Origin of the sequence: Streptomyces sp. NBC_01092 (genome assembly GCF_045039535.1) — a bacterium.
In the GTDB taxonomy this organism is placed as follows: Bacteria; Actinomycetota; Actinomycetes; order Streptomycetales; family Streptomycetaceae; genus Streptomyces.
In genome coordinates this window covers 9,203,865-9,223,151 of the sequence record NZ_CP108659.1, presented here as the reverse complement: position 1 = coordinate 9,223,151, position 19,287 = coordinate 9,203,865, and the positions used below count along the sequence as shown (strand labels likewise).

The following is a 19,287-nucleotide window of genomic DNA, read 5'->3' as shown; positions in this document are numbered from 1 at the left end:
GCCGTGGGGGATCTCCTACTGGTTCGCCACGGTGAGACGCGGTGGAGCAGGTCGGGACAGCACACCGGCTTCACCGACCTGCCCCTCACCCAGGACGGCGAGGAACAGGCCAAGTCGCTGGCTCCGCTGCTGTCCGGCCGGACCTTCTCGATGGCGCTGACCAGCCCGCTGCGCCGCGCGGTCCGCACGGCCGAACTGGCGGGCGTGACGGGGGCCGTACCGGACCCCGATCTGCACGAGTGGGACTACGGCGGCTACGAGGGCGTCACCACCGTCGAGATACATCGCACCCGCCCCGACTGGTACCTGTGGACCGACGGAGTGGCACCCGGACCGGACGCTCACCCGGGTGAGTCGCCGGCCGAGGTGGGAGCGCGTGCCGACCGGGTGCTGTCCCGGGTGGCGGCGGCACTGCCGGACGGCGATGTGGTCCTCGTGGCGCACGGCCACTTCCTGCGCGTCGTCACGGCCCGCCGACTGGGGCTGGCCCCGGCGGACGGGCGGCTGTTCCAGCTGGCGACGGGCACGGTGAGCCGCCTGTCGACCGAACACGGCCGACCCGTGATCGCGGAGTGGAACACCAGGCCCTGAACGACGGCGTCCCCCGGCCACTGCGGATGCGGCCGGGTGGGGTTGCTGGGATGCTGGGGTGTGGCGGGACCGGCAACCGGTGCCCGCCCGCCTCCGCGCCATCGCCTGACATGCCCAAGTACCGCTCTCCACATGATGGTTCACATCGGGAACATGCGGGAGCACATCGGCGCGAACCTTCGCTGCGGGTGCCGTGGGCCGTCGGTAGCGTGCTGGCCCCCGTACCCGTACGGATCCGTACGCAGTCGTACGAAGGAAGACCTCCGATGGCCGAGTCAGGGCAGCACGAGCAGCGCTACGAACGGTACGAAGGCGGCAGTCCTCGGGCGGAACGGCTGGTGTTCGAGCGGCTGGCCCGTGAGCTGATGGCGGTACAGGTCAGGAATCGGCGGGCCGGGGGCGGCGAGGTCGCCCGGGCCTTCCACGCCAAGGCGCCGGTGGCCGTGGAGAACGCGCGGCTGCGTTTCCACGACGACCTCCCGGCGGCCCTGCGCGTCGGCTTCGCCCAGCCGGGCGCCGAGTATCCGGCGACCGTCCGGCTGTCCAACGCGAGCGGGATCCGGCAGGGCGACGGCTCGCCCGATCTGCGCGGGGCGGCCGTCAGGGTGCGGGTGGCGCAGGAGGAGAGCCACGATCTGCTGGCGACCAGCCATCCGGTCTCGCACGCAGCCGACGCCCGGGAGTTCGTGGCCTTCGCCAAGGCGATGGCGGGCGCCCGCAGTCCGTTGCAGAAGGCGTTCGGACTGTTCGTGAAGCTGCCGCTGGCCGTGGGGCTGCGGACGGCGGACCGCATGCGGCGCAATGTGCGGGCGGCGACGCGGCACACCGTCGACTCCCTCGCCGACGAGACGTATTGGAGCCGGGGCGCGATCCTGTGGGGGGCGGCCGGGCCGGTGCGGTTCCTGCTGCGCCCGGCGCCCGGCAGCCCGCCCGCGCCGACGCCGGACCGCGGCGACGCGGATTTCCTGCACGGTGAGTTCGCGCGCCGGCTGGCGCGGAGCGACGTCGCGTACGACCTGTGCGTGCAGCGGTTCGTCGACGAGCGGCGCACTCCCGTCGAGGACACCTCGGTGGAGTGGAAGGACGGTGTGTCGCCCGCGATCGCGATCGCCCGGCTGACCATCCCCAGCCAGGACCTGGACAGCGCCGAGGCACACGCGACCGCCCGCCGGATCGAGGACCTCGCCTTCAACCCCTGGTACACGACCGAGGACTTCCGCCCGCTCGGCCATCTCAACCGGGCCCGCAAGACCGCCTACCAGGCGTCGAGCGCCCACCGGCTCGGGCTGCGGTTCGTCACCGAGGAGCCGGCCCGGGGCAGGGTGCTGGGCCGCCCGGTGCAGGCGGCGTTCGCGCTGCTGAACCGGTATGTGCCCTGGCACCGGCTGCCGGTGCAACTCAGCCTGCTGAACCTGGTGTTCCTGCGCAGGGTGCTGCGCAGGCTGAACCTGATCGACACCGAGCCGCGCGAGGCGCCGCCGCGCGCCCAGCGGGTGCCTGAGCCGATCCCGGAGCGACTGCGCGGCGAGCGGTCGTACGACGGCACGTACAACGATCTGTCCGACCCGCGGATGGGTGCCGTCGGCTCGGCCTTCGGCCGCAATCTGAGGCCCGACCACCGGCCCGACCTCTTCGACACCCCGAACCCGGTGACGGTGAGCCGACGGCTCCTGTACCGCGAGAGCTTCCTGCCCGCGACCTCGCTGAACGTGCTGGCCGCGGCCTGGATCCAGTTCCAGGTGCACGACTGGGTCAACCACCGCCGCCACAAGCCCGGCGAGCTCAGCGTCGAGGTGCCGTTGCCGCCCGGCAGCCGGCCGTGGCACAACACGCCGGGCGGGCCGGGCGAGCGGGTGATGCGGTTCGCGGAGAACGAGGGCATCGAGGTGCCGGGCCGGCCGCCGATCCTCTTCGGCAACACCGCCTCGCACTGGTGGGACGGCTCGGAGGTGTACGGCGCCGACGAGGAGACCGCCCGCTTGCTGCGCGAGGCCGAGGGGCGCGCCGAACTCCGGCTGGAGGACGGGCACTTGCCGTCCGGGGCCAACGGCGGGATCCCGCTGACGGGCTTCAGCGACAGCTGGTGGATGGGGCTGAGCGCCATGCACACGTTGTTCGCGCGGGAGCACAACGCCGTGTGCGCCGCGCTGCGCGCCGAGTATCCGACGATGGGCGAGGAGCGGATCTACCAGACGGCCCGCCTGGTCGTCTCGGCGCTGATCGCGAAGATCCACACGGTGGAATGGACCCCGGCGATCCTCGCGACCGAGGCGATCGACATCGCCCTGCACACCAACTGGCAGGGCCCGCCGAGGAACTGGCTGAACCAGCTGGGCCTGTGGCTGTTCGAGGCCCACTCGCTCACCGGCATCCCGAAGACGCTGCCGGACCACCACACGGCGCCGTACTCCCTCACCGAGGACTTCGTCACCGTCTACCGCATGCACCCGCTCATCCCCGACGAGTTCGAGCTGCGCGAGCACCACTTCGGGCAGCGCCTGGAGACGGTCGGCTTCCTGGACATCCAGGGCGGCGCGGCCGAGGCACGAATCCGCAAGACGGGGCTGGCGAACACGCTGTACTCGTTCGGCATCGCCCACCCCGGCGCGATCACCCTGCACAACTTCCCGCGCTCGCTCCAGCAGTTCGAGCGCGAGGGCGAGATCATCGACCTCTCGGTGGTGGACCTGGTGCGGACGCGGCGGCGTGGCGTGCCCCGCTACAACGACTTCCGCGAAGGGCTGCACCAGCCGCGCATCCGCTCCTTCGAGGAGCTGACGGAGAACGCGCAGACGCTGGCCGGGCTGAAGGAGGTCTACCGCTCGGTCGACGAGATCGACACCGTCGTGGGGCTGCTCGGGGAGAACCCGCCGGCCGGGTTCGGCTTCAGCGACACCGCGTTCCGGGTGTTCATCCTGATGGCGAGCCGGCGTCTGCAGTCCGACCGGTTCCTCACCGTCGACTACCGGCCCGAGGTGTACACGCCGCTGGGCATCGACTGGGTGGAGCGGGGCGGCATGAACTCCGTGATCCAGCGGCACTGCCCGGAGCTGGCGGCGCTGCTGCCGCGCGGGGCGAGCGCGTTCGCGCCCTGGCGGGCGGTGCGGCCGACGAACGGTCCTTCCTGAACCGTCAGAGGTGAGTTGACAGGTCGGGCGGCCGGCGACAGAGTCCCGGCTGATGGAGATCAACGAGCTGACGGCGGCCGAAGCCGAGGTGTGGCAGGCGTTTCCCCGGGGCGCGGCCGTGGACTTCCGCACGACGCAGGACGAGACCGCCGCGCTGGGCACCGACTGGGGAGACCAACGCACGGTCAGAGCCGCGGTGTTGAAGGCTCTGCTGCTCGACGGACCAGAGGTGAGCGGTGAGGTGGCCGCCCTCAAGGTGGCGGGCGCGCGGATCACCGGCGTGCTGGACCTGCGGTACGCGACGGTCGAGAGCGTCGTACGCCTGAGTCACTGCCACTTCGACGAAGTTCCCGATCTCTCCGGGGCGTCGCTGAAGTACCTCAATCTGACCGGGTCCCGGCTGCCCGGGCTGGCGTCCGCGCGAGTCCGGGTCGACGGCGGACTGCGGCTGACGGACTGCCGGTTCACCGGACCGGTGAGGCTCGGTGGGGCGCAGATCGCCGGGGCGCTGTATCTGGAGCGCGCCGAGGTCACCGCGCCCGAGGGAACCGAGCGTCCGGCCCTCCAACTGCACCAGGTGACCGTCGGGGAGGACCTGTGCGCCTCGCGGCTGCGCACCCAGGGCGAGGTCCGCCTCAACGGCGCCTCCGTCAGCGGCTCGCTGCGGCTGGAGGACGCCGAGCTGCGCCACCCCGGCGCCTTCGTCCTCAACGCCGAGGCTCTCGAAGTGGGCGCCAACGTCCTCGGCAGACGCCTCGCCGCGCACGGCCGCATCGACCTGCGCGGCGCCCGCATACCCGGCCGGCTGGACCTGCTGTACAGCAGGCTGTCCAACCCCGACGGCACCGCGCTGCGGGCGAGCAGCTGTGTCATCGGCGAGGTGTGGCTGCGCGGGGGCGAGCCGATGCGGGGCAGGCTCAACCTTCGCCGCTCGCAGATAGAACACCTCAACCTGGACCCGGAGATGCTCCCGGATCAGGTCCGCCTCCTCGACCTCACCTACACGTCCCTGACCCCGCATGTGCCACCCGGGCTTCGGCTGCCGATGCTGGAGCGCGACGAGGACACGTTCGACCCGCACGGGTACGAGCAGCTGACCGCCGCCTACCGCCGTACCGGCGACGACGACGCCGCCCGCCGGGTCCAGCTCGCCAAGCAGCGCCACCACCGCACGACACTTCCCTGGTACGGCCGCCTTTGGGGCCACGTCCAGGACGCGACCGTCGGCTACGGCTTCCGGCCGATGCGTGCGCTCGGCTGGCTGCTGTCGCTGCTCGCCGTCGGCTCGGTCGCGTTCGCGCTGCACACGCCGCCGGCGCTCAAGGCGGACGAGGCCCCGCAGTTCAACCCGTTCTTCTACACCCTGGACCTGCTGTTGCCGGTGATCTCCTTCGGACAGGAACCGGCGTTCGCCCCGCAAGGCTGGCAGCAGGCCCTGGCGTACACGCTCGTCCTCATCGGCTGGATCCTGGCCACCACGGTCGTCGCAGGTGTGACCCGCACCGTCAGCCGCCAGTGACCGCCCGCGCGGTGTGCTGCGCGGCCAGCCGCACCGGCGCGTTCTGCGCGCCATAGCCCCGGTAGCCGTCCCGCTGCACGAGTTCGAAGAAGACGCGGCCGACGGTCATGGTGTAGCAGTGCCGGAACTCGCCGTGCGCGTCACGGTCGTAGAGGATGCCGAGCTCGCGGTACGTCTCCAGCTCGCCGTCGGCGAACTCGTGCCGTGCCGCCAGGTCGTCGTAGTAGTTGGCGGGGATCCGCAGCAGCCGTCCGCCCGCCCGGAGGAAGCGGCGGGCCGTGGCGACGACGTCGTCCGTGGCCAGCGCGATGTGCTGGGCGTGCACGGTGTCGTCCGTCGGTGCGGCGCCCACGCCGAGGGCGATGCGGACGCTGCCGTCGGCGTTGGTGACGGCCCGGCTGCGCATCAGGCCGTACGGGTCGGCGACGTCCACGCTCTCCTGGGCGTGCAGCCCGAGGACGCTGCGGTGGAAGAGGGTCGCCTCGTCGTAGTGGTGCCAGGGCTGGGTGAGGGCGAGGTGGTCGATGCGGTGGACGCCCGCGGCCGCGGGTTCGTGGGCGGCGTCCACGAAGTCGGCACGCCAGTTGGGCTGTTGGGGGCGGTCCGTCGTGCAGAAGAACAGTTCCGTGCCGTCGGGTGCGGCGACCGCGTCGAGCGGGGCGTCCTCGGCGGTGCGCCGGCGCGGCAGGACGGGCGCGAGGAGCGCCTCGGCGCGGCGGGCGGCTCCGGTCGGGTCCGGTGATTCGAGGCCGATCGCGGCGAGTCCGATGCCGTCGGTGGGGGTCCCCCCGCTCGAGCGAAGCCGAGAGTGGGGGAGGGCGGCGCCCGCGGTGTTGACCAGGACGCGGGCCTCGCCCTGCTGCCAGAGGTCGACCGGCTTGGTCCGGTGGCGTGCGGTGCGGGCGAAGCCGAGGGCGCCGAGTACGGCGGCGACCGGTTCGGCGTCGGGCGTGAGAAGTTCGGCGAAGGCGACGCCGGTGGGGACGACGGGCGCGGGCGGGGTGGCGACGCCGACCGTCTCCTGGAGCACGAGCAGCGAGCGGTGGGCGTCGACGGCTGTCGGGCCGGCGTCGGACTGGCGGAAGACGTCGTTGAAGACCTCAAGGGAGAGCGGGCCGTCGTATCCCGTGTGCAGGACGTGGCGGACGAGTCCGGCGACGTCGAAGCCGCCCTGCCCGGGGAAGCAGCGGTAGTGGCGGCTCCACTGGAGGACGTCCATCGCGAGCAGCGGGGCGTCGGCGAGCTGGAGGAAGAAGATCTTCTCGCCGGGGATCTCCTGGATGCCCTTGGGGTCGGATCCCCGGGAGAGGATGTGGAAGCTGTCCAGGCAGGTGCCGAGCGCGGGATGGTCGGCGGCCTCGACGATGCGCCAGGCGTGGGCGTACGTGTTGACGTGCCGCCCCCAGGCCAGCGCCTCGTAGGCCACCCGGATGCCGAACTCCTGCGCCAGGTCGGCGAGTTGACGCAGGTGGTACGCGGCGAGCGCGTCGTCGTCCACGGCGAGCGGATGGACGCTGGAGCAGACGAGGACGGTGTCGGCGCCGAGCCTGCGCATCAGCTCGAACTTGTGCCGGGCGCGCCGCAGATTGCGGGCGAACTCCTCGGCGGGCACGGCCTCGATGTCCCGCATCGGCTGGTAGAGGTCGATGCTCAGGCCGAGGTCGGCGCAGCGCGCCCGGATCTCCTCGGGCGCGAGAGGGCTCGCGAGCAGGTCGTTCTCAAAGATCTCGACCCCGTCGAACCCGGCCCGGGAGGCAGCCGTGAGCTTCTCGGTGAGGGATCCACTGAGGGAGACGGTGGCGATGGATGTACGCATGGACCTGCTCCTTCAAGACGCCGGGCACTACAGCGCCCCGTCAGGGGGCGCGGGCCTGTATCGATATGCGGCTCCGCCGCGATGGGGGTCCCCCCTGCTCGAGCGAAGCCGAGAGCTTGGGGGAGCGACCAGCCACAGACGGCCGGCAGCTGTCAGACGGCCTTGCCCACCGAGCTCTCGACAACGCCGGCCATGTCCGCGAGCATCCGCACAGTGTCCGGCTCACGCCCCGTGAACAGCCGAAACGCGTCCGCGGCCTGAAACACGGCCATCCCACCCCCGTCCAAAGCGGCGCAGCCAACCGCACGAGCGGCCCGCAGCAACTCCGTCTCCAGCGGCCGATAGACCACTTCGGCGACCCACAACCCGGCGTGCAGCAACTCCGCGGGAAAGGGCAGGCCAGGGTGCGCGGCCATCCCCGTCGGCGTGGCGTGCACGACACCGTCCGCGCCGGCCAGCAGCCGAGCCAACTGATCCGGCGCCGCCACGGCGGCCCGCCCCGCACCGAAATGCCGATTCAACGCCCCCGCGAGGCCCGCGGCCCGGTCGCCCAGCGCGTCGACGACGGTGACCCGCTCGGCGCCCAGCGTCAGCATGGCGTGCGCGACGGCCGCGCCCGCGCCTCCGGCGCCCAGCTGCACGACCCGTTCCAGCGGCACGTCGGGCAGCCCGCGCGCGAAGGAGGCGGCGAATCCGGTGACGTCCGTGTTGTGGCCGACGGCCCGGCCGCCGGCGAAGACGACGGTGTTCACCGCGCCCAGCGCCTCGGCCTGCGGGGCGAGCGCGTCCAGGTGCTCGATGACGAGCTGCTTGCACGGATGCGTGATGTTGAGCCCGTCGAAGCCCAGGTCACGGGCGGCCCGCAGCAGATCGCCCACCGCTTCCGGCGGGACTCCCAGCGCGTCGATGTCGATGAGCCGGTACAGATAACGCAGGCCCTGCCGGTCGGCCTCCCGCTCGTGCAGCGCCGGGCTGAGCGAGGGACCGATGCCGGAACCGATCAACCCGACGAGATACGAGTCCTTGGCGTCCTTGGCCACCGGGGGACCTCCTGAGCGGCTCACTAATGTACGAACTGGTGAGTTAGTAATAGCAGGCGCACCGGAGCTTGTGAAGGCCTGTCCCGGCACACGAAGCGAGCGGGCTTCTAGAATCACCGGCACGCGGGTGGGCCACGGGGGCGCACTCGCCCCTCGCCGAAGGAAGCCGATGACCAGCGTCGAAGAGCCGGCACGCACGAACGGGCGGATCCGTGACGCCGCCCGCACCCAGGCCGAGATCCTCGACGTCGCCACGCAGGAGTTCGCCCGCGCCGGATACGACGGCGCCCGCGTGGACGAGATCGCCGCCCGCACCCGCACCACGAAGCGGATGATCTACTACTACTTCGGCGGCAAGGAGCAGCTGTTCACGGCCGTGCTGGAGCGGGCGTACAGCGCGATCCGGGAGGCCGAGCAGCAGCTCGACGTCGAGCATCTGGACCCGGTCGCCGCGATCCGCCGGCTGGCCGAGCTGACCTTCGACCACCACGAGGCACACCCCGACTTCATCCGCCTGGTCAGCATCGAGAACATCCACGGGGCCGAGCACATCGCCGCCTCCGAGAAGCTGGGCAGGATCGGCTCGCCCGCCCTGGACGTGATCCGCCGGATCCTGGAGTCGGGGCAGGAGTCAGGGCTGTTCACCGCCGACGTCGACGCCGTCGACCTGCACGCGATGATCAGCTCCTACTGCTTCTTCCGGGTCTCCAACCGGCACACCTTCGGCGCCCTGTTCGGCCGCGACCTGGTGGATCCGGCCCGGCGCGAGCACTACCGCACGATGCTCGGCGACATGGTGATCGCCTACCTCACCGCGGAGCGCGCCGCGGACTGAAGCGGCCGAACCAAGTCGTACGGCGACACCTCTTGACACCCGGGAAACGTGGGCGCAACATCCCTAGCCATCGCCACTAACTACCCAGTGAGTTAATTAGCCGATCCAGCACCCCGGGATCCGGCCCGCTCACGCTCCCCTCGTTCCCGCTCACTCCGCTTACGTTGGAGTCCCCTCGAAGGAGCCGCCGTGTCCGTCCCCGTCCCCGACACCCCCGTCGGACAGCCGAAGAAGGCGGCCACGGCCGCCTGGATCGGCAGCGCCCTGGAGTACTACGACTTCTTCATCTACGGCAGCGCGGCCGCGCTGATCTTCCCGGAGGTCTTCTTCGACGAGTCCGACCCGGCGACGGCCACCCTGCTGTCGCTGGCCACGTTCGGCGTGGCCTACGCCGCCCGGCCGGTCGGCGCGCTGTTCCTCGGTCACTTCGGCGACCGGATGGGCCGTAAGAAGATCATGGTCTTCACGCTGATCCTGATGGGCGTGTCGACGTTCCTGATCGGCTGTCTGCCCACCCGCGACCAGGTCGGCACCCTCGCACCGGTCCTGCTGGTGCTGTGCCGGGTGCTCCAGGGCATCTCGGCGGCCGGCGAGCAGGCCAGCGCCAACTCGATGACCCTGGAACACGCGCCACCGCATCGGCGCGGCTTCTTCACCAGCTTCACGCTGAGCGGCACACAGGGCGGGCAGCTGCTGGCCACGCTGGTCTTCATCCCGATCGCGGCGCTGCCCGAGGAGCAGCTGATGTCGTGGGGCTGGCGGGTCCCGTTCTGGATGAGCGTCGCGGTCGCCGTCGTCGGCTATGTCATCCGCCGCACACTCGACGAGACGCCGGCCTTCGAGCAGCAGGCCGCCACCGAGGGCGTCGTCAAGCTGCCGCTCGCGGTGCTGATGCGCGAGCACTGGGCGGACGTGCTGCGGGTGATCGCGGGTGCGCTGGTCGCCTCGGTCAGCACGATCTTCACGGTGTGGGCGCTGTCGTACGCCACGAGCGACGCGGTCGGGATGGACAGGTCCGCCATGCTGTGGGTGGGCGCCCTCGCCAACCTGGTCGCGCTCGGCGCGATCCCGCTGTGGGCCACGCTGTCGGACCGGATCGGCCGGCGCCCGGTGTATCTGATCGGTGCGGCGGGCAGCGCGGTGATGATGTGCGGGTACCTGTGGGCGATCTCCACCGGCTCCTACCCGCTGATCCTGCTGCTGGGCATCGTCACGTTCGGTGTGGTCTACAGCGCGGCGAACGGCGTCTGGCCGTCCTTCTACGGCGAGATGTTCTCCACCCGGGTCCGGCTGTCCGGCATGGCCATCGGCACGCAGATCGGTTTCGCGGTCGCCGGTTTCGCGGTCACGTTCGCCGCGCAGATCGCGGGCCCGAACGGCGACGACTGGTCGGCGGTGGCTCTGTTCACGGCGGCCCTGTGCGTGCCGCCGGTCGTGGCCGCGCTGTCCGCCCGCGAGACGGCGAAGGTCCCGACGGAGCAGCTCGGCGAGCGGGCGGCCGGGCAGGCCCCGCAGCCGGCGAAGGTCGCGGCCTGACCGACACCGGTCCCCGGACGCCATGACGGCTCCGGGGACCGGGCACCGAACAACCAGCCGCGGTGGCGCGCCCCTTTCAGGGGCGCGGGGAACTGCGCGATCAGCCCCCACCGGCCCGCGCGAGAGTCACTACCCTCCCGCCGGCGCGCACAACAACTCCGTCCAGGTCCCAGCCACCCGATCCAGCGAGAACCCCTCCCTCACCTGCGCCCGAGCCAGCTCCCCGGCCGCACGCCAGTCCTCCTCCTCAAGGACGGCGATCGCCTCCGCCATCGCCTCAGGGCTGTCATGGATCCACCGCCCGTCATAGATCTCGTCCGCGCCGGGCCACGGCAGCAGCGAAGGCACCGCACCGGAGGCCATGCCCTCGGCGGGCGCGAGGTGGAAGCTCTCGTCGTCGCTGGTGGACAGCACATGCCCGACCCGGCGCAGCCAGCCCGCCACGTCCGGCCCGAACGAGTCGAAGACGACGGCTCCTTCGAGCAGCGGTGAGGTCTGCATCCGGCGCAGCACTTCCTCGTAGTGCGCGCGCTCCTCGGGCTTGTTCCAGATCCACCAGTACTCCCAGGGCGGCTTGGACTTGACCGACAGATGCCAGCGCCGGTCGTGGGCGCGCAGCGCCTCCAGTACGTCCAGGCCGAGGTCGAGGCGTTTGCGGCTGGGCGCGATGCCGATCATGCCGAGGCGGTGGTGCGCGCCCGGCGCCTTCGGCCGGTCGAGCTGGTCGGTGTCGACCCAGTTGGGCACGACCACGACCTTCGAGGCGGGCCAGCCGGTGAGCCGGCGGGTGCGGCGGGCGTAGTACGGGCTGACGCACACCACCCGGTCGACGGCGTCGATGTCGACCTGCCGGGGCCACCCCGCGTCCAGCTCGAAGCGGTGCAGCCGTACGATCAGCCGGCTGCCGCGCCGCTTGTGGCGGCTGTACCAGACGGCGGCCGGGCCGCACCACTCCACGACCACCACGTCCGCCCAGTCGGCGAGTTCACGGCTGACGTCCGGGTCGTGGCGGGCGAGCGCCGGCCAGGCGTCGACCCGTACCTCCAGGCCGGGCAGTGAACGGAAGTGGTCGAGCAGCCGGGTGAGGAACTTCAGGTCGTGCCCGGCGACGCCCACGCGCAGGGGCCGCCGGCGGTCCGTCACTCCGGTGGGTGCGGCGGGGAAGGCCCGGTCGAGGTGGGCGCGCCAGCGGGCGGACGCTCCGTCCAGGGTGTACTCGCGGGCGGCCGCACGGCAGCGCTCGGCGGCCAGCCGCCGTGACTGCGGCTCGCGGACGACGCGTGCCACGGCTTCGGCGGCGTCGTCCGGCCCGGCACGTCCGGGCACGAACAGCGGGTAGTCGGTGCCGAGCAGCGCCTCGTGCGCCGGGGTGCGGTTGAGGACCACGGGCAGGCCCAGCGCCCCGAACTCCAGGACCTTGGTGGACAGTTCGAGGCTGGAGTCGAGGACCGGGTCGCGCCAGCCGAGGCCGACGTCGCAGTCCGCGGCGATGCGCATGGCCTCCTCGCGCGACTGTCCGCCGTGGTGCTGGACGCCGGGAGTGCCGGCCAGGGCCCGCGCCATGTCGGCCTGGAAGTCGGGGTGGCCCGGGTCGTCGTGGATCTTGTCGCCGACGGTGTGCAGTTCGGCGGGGACGCCCCGCTCGGCGAGCAGCTGCGGCAGCCGGGTCATGGGCAGGGTGTTCCAGCGGGGTGCGAACTTGCCGGTGTAGACGAGCCGCAGCGGCTTGTGCGGCCCGTCCCGGTCGGGCACCGGGAAGCCGGGCTCGGGCACGGCGGGCGGGCTGAGCACGGACTTGCCGCACGCCTCGGGCACCCAGGTCTCCAGGAAGCAGCGCAACTCCTCGGTCTGGCACAGCAGTCGGTGCGAGGCCTCGGCGATGCGGACGAGGTCCGCGCGGGCCGCCTCGGTCATCTCGGCGGCCGACTGCGGGATGTCGGTGAGGTAGGCCCAGATCCGCCCGTCGAACATCCCGTCGGTGACGATCCGGGTGACCAGCCGCCGGCCGCGCAGCACCAGCAGGTCGCAGGGCTCCTCCTCGTCGAGCCGGGCGAGCACCGACGCGGCCTGCACCGGCGACATGGGCCGGTCGGCGAGCCCCGGCAGCAGCCGCTCCTCGTGCGGGGACACCAGGCCCACCCGGGGCAGCTCGGCCAGCGGATCGGTCAGCCGGCCGGTGCGGACGGGGGCCTTGAGGACGAGGCGGCTCTCGCAGCCCGCCCGGGACAGCGCCTGCACCGTCGACTGGGCCCAGACGGCGGAGCCGTCGATGAGGTTGAGGTCCACGTCGCCGTAGACGAGCGCCCGCAGCGTGCGGCTCATGACGGCTCCTTCCCGCGTACGGCGAACAGTCGGTGTCCTCGGCCCGCCCAGCTGTCCGGCGACGTACCGGACAGGTGCAGCGACCGGCGTGCCAGCAGCGGCCGCAGCGACGGTACGAAGACGTAGTCGTCGGCGGTCGGCGTGTGGCCCACCGCGTCGGCGCCGGACCACTCCTGGGCGCACATCAGGTCGAGCAGCAGGGTGTCCGGCCGCTCCTCGGTGAGGTCCGTCCAGTCGGTGACCCAGGGCGCCAGGGGCTGTCCCCGGCGTACCGTCACCCCGGCGGCGGTGAGTTCGTCGAGGCCCGCCGGATCGGGTACGACGACCTCGACCGGCCGGTGCAGCTGGCCGAGCACCTGGCCGACGAGCCGGGCGATGTCGGTACGGTCCCGGGGCGCGGCCAGCACGGCGACGCGCCGCTCGTCCAGCGGGTCCGGGGCGCCGGTCAGCCGCGCGAGCTGCGACAGCCGTACGCGTGTGCTGTCGGCGCGGAAGACCTCGCGCAGCCGTTCCCTGCCCTCGGCGGCCGGGTCGAGCCGGGTGAGCCGTACGCCGGTGTCGGCGTCGACGACGGCGTCCCAGGCGAGCCGGACGAGGCCGGGTGCGGCGCCGGCGGGGCCGTCCCGCCACAGCACGGCCGAGCGGCCCGACACCCGTTGCTCGGCGATGAGTTCGGCGAGGGTGCGGTCCAGGTCGGGGGCGAGTCCGGTGCCGGTGAGCCACCAGGGTCCGTCGCCGGTGCAGGCGCTGAGCTGCACGACGAGCACGTCGGGGTCGGTGCGCTCCACGAGCAGCCGTCCGTCGTGCGGCAGCAGCCGGTTGACCACCACGTCCGCCGCGAAGTCCGCGGCGGTGTCGGGGGTGAGCACCCCGGCGACGACGAGCCGGTCGCGGGGCGCCGCGGTCAGGGCGCGATGGGCGAGGTGCTGGCGGCCGTCGACGGGGGCCTCCGGCTCGGCCTGGGGTTTCGGCGCTCCATCGGGCGCCCGCCCGGCGGCCTGCCGGCGTCCGCGCCACAGTCCGTACAACTCCCCGGGCAGCCGGGCCGCGCCCCGCTTCGGCGAGCGCGCGGCCGTGACCAGCGCCTTGCCCACTCGCAGCGAGGTCGACCCCTCCAGCATGGCCACGCGCGCCTGCAGCACCTCGACCCGGTCCCGGGCGGCCCTGAGCGCGGCGGCGATCTGTTCCTTCTCCCGTACGGCGGCGCCGAGCCGGTCGGCGAGGCCGTCCTGCCCGGTCGCCTCCCGGGTGCGTTCCGCCTCCTCGGCGGCCGTTTCGAGGTCAAGGAGCCGGGCGCGCAGGGAGCGGGAGGCGAGGTCGGCGAAGACGTACTCGTCGGCGATCCGCAGCGCGGTGACATAGCCGTCGGACGGGACGGGCCGGCCGAAGAAGTCGTGCGGCGGCAGGAGTTCGTCGGTGCGGGCGATGACCGCGCCCGCATGCAGATGGACGTAGTCGAGGGGGGCGGCGCGCAGGACCTGGCAGCGGTGGGCGACCAGATGGTCGAGGAGCCGGTGGTAGGGGAGTTCGGATCCGCCGTGCCCGAACACGATCAGCCCGCGCGCACCGGGCCGCATCCGGGCCAGTACGGCGCGACAGGCGTCCTCGCTGCCGTGCAGAGCGGCGTGGGGTCCGTAGGAGAGGAGGGCCAACTCGCCCTCAGAGATGGGGCTTTCGTCGTCGTCGCGCAGGGTGACGCCCGGCGGCAGGTGCAGGTAGGGCTCCAGACGCAGGCCGCCGCCGGTCGCGTCCACCACCGTCGTGACGTGGTCGAGGTGCGGATGGAGCAGATCGGTCAGGCGCATCAGCGGGTCCTCGTGAAGACGTGGAAGCCGACCCGGTTCTCCCGGAAGCCGTACGGCCTGGAGAGGGTGTGCCGCAGACCGAGCGGCTCCAGTTCGGCGCGGTAGGCGGTGAGCGGGCGGTGCACGATGTAGGCGCCGCGGGGTGTGCGGTGGGCGGTGTCCTCGTCGGTGACGATCAGTCGGCCGGCGACGCGGACGAGGGAGGCGAGATTGCGCAGCCCGGCCGCCCAGTCCTGGTCGTCGAGCAGGTGGAACAGGACGTCCACGCAAGAGACGATGTCGTACGGCCATGCGGTTCGCCACTCGTCGAGCGTGGCGACGGCGTAGCGCGGGCCGCCGCCCTCGGCGCGGGCGTGGTCGACGGCCGTGCGGCTGGCGTCGAAGGCGTCGACCCGGTGGCCGCAGCGGGCCAGGGCCCGGGCGAAGTAGCCCTTGCCGCAGCCGGCGTCCAGCACGAACAGCGGGGCGGCGGGGCTGGAGAGGTCGCCGACGAGGGTGAGCAGCGTGCCGAGCCGCTGGGCGTAGAAGAGTTCGTTGCCGGGGCGGTCGAGCCCGATGTGTCCGCCGGAGGCGAGCTCGTCGTGCTCGGCGTGGCGGGCCTCCCAGTACGCCCTGGGGGTGCGCTCGCCGACCCGGATCCGGGTGCCGTCAGCCATGGCGCTCCAGCCACGTGGTGATCACGCGGGCGATCCTGACGCCTGCCCGGCCGTCCCACAGGGGCGGTCCCTCGGCGGGCGCCGCTCCCCCGCCGTCCAGCAGCTTGCGCAGCGCGGGCACCAGTTCTCCGTGCCGCACGAGCCGGTTGGTGCCGTGGGTGACGGTGACCGGGCGTTCGGTGGTGGTGCGCAGGGTCAGACACGGGACGCCGAGGACGGTCGTCTCCTCCTGTACGCCGCCCGAGTCGGTGATCACGGCGGCGGCTCCGCGCACCAGACTCATGAACTCGACGTAGCCGAGCGGGTCGAGGAGGTGGATGCCGGGCGCGTCCGCGAGGCCCGCGGCCTCCAGCGCCGCCCGGCCGCGCGGGTGCAGTGGTACGGCGAGGTCGAGATGGCGGGCGGACTCGGCCAGGACGCGGGCGGCGGCCGCGGCGGCCTCCGGATCGTCCACGTTGGCGGGCCGGTGCAGGGTGACGACGCCGTAGCGCTCGGGCAGTCCGAGTGACTTCCTGGCACTCGCCGGGTCGAACTGGTCCACATGGGTGAGCAGGGTGTCGATCATCGGGTTGCCGACCAGGTGCACCCGCTCGGCGGCGACTCCCTCGCGGGCGAGGTGGCCGACCGCCTCGGGGCTGGTGGCGAACAGCAGCTGCGCGAGCTGGTCGACCAGACGCCGGTTGACCTCCTCCGGCATCGTCATGTCGAAGCTGCGCAGGCCGGCCTCGACGTGCGCCACGGGGATGCCGAGTTTGGCGGCGACGAGCGCTGCCGCAAGCGTCGAGTTCACGTCGCCGTACACCGTGACGAGGGCAGGTGCGCGGGCGGTCAGTTCACCCTCCAGGGCCACCAGGAGGTCGGCGGTCTGCCGGGCGTGGCTGCCGGAGCCGACGCCGAGGTCGGTGTCGGGTTCGGGCAGGCCCAGTTGCCGGAAGAAGATGTCCGACATCCGCTCGTCGTAGTGCTGTCCGGTGTGGACGAGCACCTGCTGGCAGCCCGCCGCGCCGAGAGCGGTGACGACCGGCGCGGCCTTGACGAAGTTCGGCCGGGTGCCGACCACATGGAGTACGCAGCCGTTCATGGTTGCCTCCGGTGCCGTGGGGACAGTGGCCGCCCGCGGGCCATTGCTCGACGGTCGGGAATATCGTGGCGATATGTCCCGAAAAGTCCTACTTGCCCTCAGTCTGGCTGCCTCGGTGGCCGTTGGCGAACTGCGCCAGGATCCGCTGCGGGCCGCGCTGCTCGCCGTACGCCTGCTGCCGGGGCCCGCCCGGCGTGGATTGCGGCCGCTGGAGGAGCGGCTGGCGGTGCGCGCCCGGAGTGCGGGGCCGGTGGCGGTGCCTTCCGCCGCTCGGGTGCCCGCGCCGGCCGGCCTGCCGTATCGACCCGTGCCCGGACGCGTGCTTCATCTGGTCACCAACGGGCTGCCGTTCCGGCACGCCGGCTACACCGTGCGCACGCAGAAGCTCGCCGAGGCCCAGCTGGCGGCCGGCCTCGACCCGCACGTCGTGACCCGGATCGGCTTCCCGGTGACGGGTGGGGTGCTGGACGCCCGCCCCAAGCAGCACGTGGGCGGGGTGCCGCAGCACCGGCTGCTGCCGCCGTGGCTGCCGTACGGACAGGCCGCCGCGCTGGCCTGCAACGCCGAACTGGCCGCCCGCCTGGTGGACCGGCTGCGGCCCGCGGTGCTGCATGCCGCGAGCGACCACGGCAACGGGCGCGTGGCACTCGCCCTGCGGGAGACCTACGGGCTGCCGGTGGTCTACGAGGTGCGCGGCTTCCTGGAGGAGACGTGGCTGACCCAGGCGCCGGGCCGCGGCCGGGACGACGAGACGTACCGGACGCGACGCGCCCTGGAGACGCACTGCATGCGCGAGGCCGATCTGGTGCTGACGCTGGGTGAGGCGATGAAGGCGGAGATCGTGGGCCGTGGGGTGCCGCGGGAGCGGGTGCTGATCGTGCCGAACGCCGTGGACGACGCCTTCCTGGCTCCGCCGCCGGACGGGGCGCCGATGCGGGCCCGGCTCGGCATCGCTCCGGAGGAGTTCGTCGTCGGCACGATCGGCACCCTCGCACCGCACGAGGGCATCGAAACATTGCTCCATGCGGGTGAAGAGCTGCGCCGGCGTGGTGTGCCGCTGCGACTGTTGATCGTCGGCGACGGGCCGCAGCGCCCGGCGCTGGAGCGGCTGGCCGCCCGGCTCGGCCTCGCCGACGACGGGGCCGTCCTGTTCACCGGCCGCGTGCCGCATTCACAAGTCCGGGATTTTCACGCCGTGTTGGACGTGTTCGCGGTGCCGCGCACCGACGAGCGGGTGTGCCATCTGGTGACTCCGCTGAAGCCGGTCGAGGCGATGGCGAGCGGTGTTCCGGTGGTCGCGAGCGATCTCCCCGCGCTCAGAGAACTGGTCGAACCGGAGGTGAACGGGAGGCTAATCCAGCCTGAATCACCACATTCCTGGGCTGATGAGCTGGAAATACTCCTTTACAGTCGAAACCGGCGTGCTGAGTGGGGAGCAGCCGCCCGCGCGAGAGTCGCGCGTGACCGCACCTGGAAGCGGGTCGCCGCCACAACCCGTGAGGCGTACCGCGCCCTTGGCAGCCTTGATGCGGGGTGAGTCCCTATGCAGGCCGAACAGACCGGACAGACCGGACAGCTCGGGGAAGCGAGCGAAGCGCTCGGGGAAAGACCACCGCTCCGGGAGAGTGCACCGCTCGGAGAGCCAGAACGGGCCGACCACGTGGAACTCGCGGTGATCGGGCTCGGCTATGTCGGACTGCCGCTGGCGCGTGAGGCCGCGTCGATCGGCCTGCGAGTCCTGGGCCTTGACCGCGACCCACGGGTCGTGGAGGCGCTCAACACCGGGCACTCCCATGTCGACGACGTCTCCGACGAGGACGTCCGCCGGATGCGGTCGGCCGGGTTCGTGGCGTCCACGGACGACGCGGGCCTGGCCCGTGCACAGGCGATCGTCATCTGTGTGCCGACGCCGCTCGGCAAGGACGGTGGGCCCGACCTCGGCGCGGTCACCTCGGCCACGAAGTCGGTCGCGCGCCGGCTGCGGCCCGGACAGCTGGTCGTCCTGGAGTCGACCACGTACCCCGGGACGACCGAGGAGGTCGTACGCCCGCTCCTGGAGGAGTCGGGGCTGCGGGCCGGCGTGGACTTCGCGCTGGCGTTCTCACCCGAGCGCATCGACCCCGGCAACACCGCCCACGGCCTGCGCACCACACCGAAGGTCGTCGGCGGCTGCACCCCGTCGTGCGCGGCGCGCGCGGTCGCCTTCTACGGCAAGCTCGTCGACACCGTCGTCCAGGCGAAGGGCACCCGCGAGGCCGAGATGGCCAAGCTGCTGGAGAACACCTACCGGCACGTGAACATCGCCCTGGTCAACGAACTGGCCGTGATCAGCCACGAGTTGCATGTCGACCTGTGGGACGCGATCCGCTGCGCCGGCACCAAGCCGTTCGGTTTCCAGGCGTTCCGGCCCTCCCCCGGCGTCGGCGGGCACTGCATCCCGATCGACCCCAACTACCTGTCGTACAAGGTGCGTTCGTCCCTCGGATACGAGTTCCGGTTCGTGGAGCTCGCCCAGGAGATCAACCGGCGGATGCCGGAGTACGTGGTGCGTCGCGCTCAGGATCTCCTCAACCACGCCGGGCGGCCGCTGCACGGGTCGCGGGTGCTGCTGCTCGGGGTCACCTACAAGCCGGACGTCGCGGACCAGCGGGAGTCGCCGGCGGTGCCGGTGGCGCGGCTGCTGCGGGAGCGGGAGGCCGAGGTCTCCTTCCACGATCCGCATGTGCGGCTGTGGTCCGTGGACGGGGAGAGCATCCCGCGTGTCACCGACGTCATGGCGGCAGTGCGCGAGCACGACCTGACGGTCCTGCTCCAGGACCACTCGGCCTACGACCTGCCGGCCCTGGGCGACGCGGCCCGGCTCCTGTTCGACACCCGCGGGCGGATCTTCCGTCCCGGGGTCGAGGTCCTTTGACGTCCTGGTCGTTGTTCTCCATCGCTCTCGGGGCAGTCGAAAGG

13 protein-coding genes are annotated in these 19,287 nt (G+C 72.3%); 7 read left to right on the top strand and 6 right to left on the bottom strand.

What is annotated here, in order from left to right; genetic code table 11:
- Positions 1-3: 3 nt before the first annotated feature.
- From OG254_RS41710 to OG254_RS41700, 3 genes are all read left to right on the top strand, one after another.
- Complete coding sequence (locus OG254_RS41710) at positions 4-591, top strand: histidine phosphatase family protein (RefSeq protein WP_405592701.1); 588 nt, start codon at positions 4-6, stop codon at positions 589-591.
- Positions 592-857: 266 nt separating this feature from the next.
- Complete coding sequence (locus OG254_RS41705) at positions 858-3,719, top strand: peroxidase family protein (RefSeq protein ID WP_405592699.1); 2,862 nt, start codon at positions 858-860, stop codon at positions 3,717-3,719.
- Between the two features lie 52 nt (positions 3,720-3,771).
- Positions 3,772-5,238 carry a membrane-associated oxidoreductase gene (locus OG254_RS41700; RefSeq protein WP_405592697.1) on the top strand — a complete coding sequence of 489 codons (1,467 nt, stop codon included), beginning with the start codon at positions 3,772-3,774 and terminating at the stop codon, positions 5,236-5,238.
- Here OG254_RS41700 and OG254_RS41695 read toward each other — a convergent pair.
- Positions 5,225-7,054 carry a bifunctional sugar phosphate isomerase/epimerase/4-hydroxyphenylpyruvate dioxygenase family protein gene (locus tag OG254_RS41695; RefSeq protein WP_405592695.1) on the bottom strand — a complete coding sequence of 610 codons (1,830 nt, stop codon included), beginning with the start codon at positions 7,052-7,054 and terminating at the stop codon, positions 5,225-5,227. The genes OG254_RS41700 and OG254_RS41695 overlap by 14 nt on opposite strands.
- 152 nt (positions 7,055-7,206) lie before the next feature.
- A complete protein-coding gene (locus tag OG254_RS41690) occupies positions 7,207-8,094 on the bottom strand; it encodes a shikimate dehydrogenase (protein ID WP_405592693.1) in 888 nt (295 codons plus the stop codon).
- A 169-nt stretch (positions 8,095-8,263) separates the two neighbouring features.
- Between OG254_RS41690 and OG254_RS41685 the strand changes: the two genes are divergently transcribed.
- Positions 8,264-8,929 (top strand): TetR/AcrR family transcriptional regulator, encoded by a 666-nt coding sequence (locus OG254_RS41685; RefSeq protein WP_351192496.1) that lies wholly within the window; start codon positions 8,264-8,266, stop codon positions 8,927-8,929.
- Positions 8,930-9,118: 189 nt separating this feature from the next.
- A complete protein-coding gene (locus OG254_RS41680; RefSeq protein ID WP_405592690.1) occupies positions 9,119-10,465 on the top strand; it encodes an MFS transporter in 1,347 nt (448 codons plus the stop codon).
- Between the two features lie 129 nt (positions 10,466-10,594).
- Here OG254_RS41680 and OG254_RS41675 read toward each other — a convergent pair whose 3' ends face one another.
- The 4 genes from OG254_RS41675 to wecB are packed head-to-tail and all read right to left on the bottom strand — an operon-like array spanning position 10,595 to position 16,329.
- Positions 10,595-12,787: a glycosyltransferase gene (locus OG254_RS41675; RefSeq protein WP_405592688.1), complete on the bottom strand. Its 2,193-nt coding sequence runs from the start codon at positions 12,785-12,787 to the stop codon at positions 10,595-10,597.
- Positions 12,784-14,592 carry a hypothetical protein gene (locus tag OG254_RS41670; RefSeq protein WP_405592686.1) on the bottom strand — a complete coding sequence of 603 codons (1,809 nt, stop codon included), beginning with the start codon at positions 14,590-14,592 and terminating at the stop codon, positions 12,784-12,786. The genes OG254_RS41675 and OG254_RS41670 overlap by 4 nt, the downstream gene beginning before the upstream one ends.
- Positions 14,592-15,248, bottom strand: coding sequence for a class I SAM-dependent methyltransferase (locus OG254_RS41665; protein WP_405592684.1), 657 nt, complete (start codon positions 15,246-15,248; stop codon positions 14,592-14,594). Before OG254_RS41665 ends, OG254_RS41670 begins: the two co-directional genes overlap by 1 nt.
- A complete protein-coding gene (gene wecB, locus OG254_RS41660) occupies positions 15,241-16,329 on the bottom strand; it encodes a non-hydrolyzing UDP-N-acetylglucosamine 2-epimerase (protein ID WP_405592682.1) in 1,089 nt (362 codons plus the stop codon). Before wecB ends, OG254_RS41665 begins: the two co-directional genes overlap by 8 nt.
- Positions 16,330-16,402: 73 nt before the next feature.
- On the opposite strand from wecB, the gene OG254_RS41655 reads away from it, so the two are divergent.
- Both OG254_RS41655 and OG254_RS41650 read left to right on the top strand, forming a co-directional pair.
- A complete protein-coding gene (locus OG254_RS41655; protein WP_405592680.1) occupies positions 16,403-17,866 on the top strand; it encodes a glycosyltransferase family 4 protein in 1,464 nt (487 codons plus the stop codon).
- 6 nt (positions 17,867-17,872) lie between these two features.
- Positions 17,873-19,243, top strand: coding sequence for a nucleotide sugar dehydrogenase (locus tag OG254_RS41650; protein WP_405592678.1), 1,371 nt, complete (start codon positions 17,873-17,875; stop codon positions 19,241-19,243).
- The last annotated feature ends 44 nt before the right edge of the window (positions 19,244-19,287 follow it).

Excerpts from the sequence above, each read along its gene's own strand:
- OG254_RS41705 (WP_405592699.1), top strand. The coding sequence starts at position 858 with ATGGCCGAGTCAGGGCAGCACGAGCAGCGCTACGAACGGTACGAAGGC.
- OG254_RS41700 (WP_405592697.1), top strand. The coding sequence starts at position 3,772 with ATGGAGATCAACGAGCTGACGGCGGCCGAAGCCGAGGTGTGGCAGGCG.
- OG254_RS41695 (WP_405592695.1), bottom strand. The coding sequence starts at position 7,054 with ATGCGTACATCCATCGCCACCGTCTCCCTCAGTGGATCCCTCACCGAG.
- OG254_RS41685 (WP_351192496.1), top strand. The coding sequence starts at position 8,264 with ATGACCAGCGTCGAAGAGCCGGCACGCACGAACGGGCGGATCCGTGAC.
- OG254_RS41675 (WP_405592688.1), bottom strand. The coding sequence starts at position 12,787 with ATGAGCCGCACGCTGCGGGCGCTCGTCTACGGCGACGTGGACCTCAAC.
- OG254_RS41670 (WP_405592686.1), bottom strand. The coding sequence starts at position 14,592 with ATGCGCCTGACCGATCTGCTCCATCCGCACCTCGACCACGTCACGACG.
- OG254_RS41665 (WP_405592684.1), bottom strand. The coding sequence starts at position 15,248 with ATGGCTGACGGCACCCGGATCCGGGTCGGCGAGCGCACCCCCAGGGCG.
- wecB (WP_405592682.1), bottom strand. The coding sequence starts at position 16,329 with ATGAACGGCTGCGTACTCCATGTGGTCGGCACCCGGCCGAACTTCGTC.
- OG254_RS41655 (WP_405592680.1), top strand. The coding sequence starts at position 16,403 with ATGTCCCGAAAAGTCCTACTTGCCCTCAGTCTGGCTGCCTCGGTGGCC.
- OG254_RS41650 (WP_405592678.1), top strand. The coding sequence starts at position 17,873 with ATGCAGGCCGAACAGACCGGACAGACCGGACAGCTCGGGGAAGCGAGC.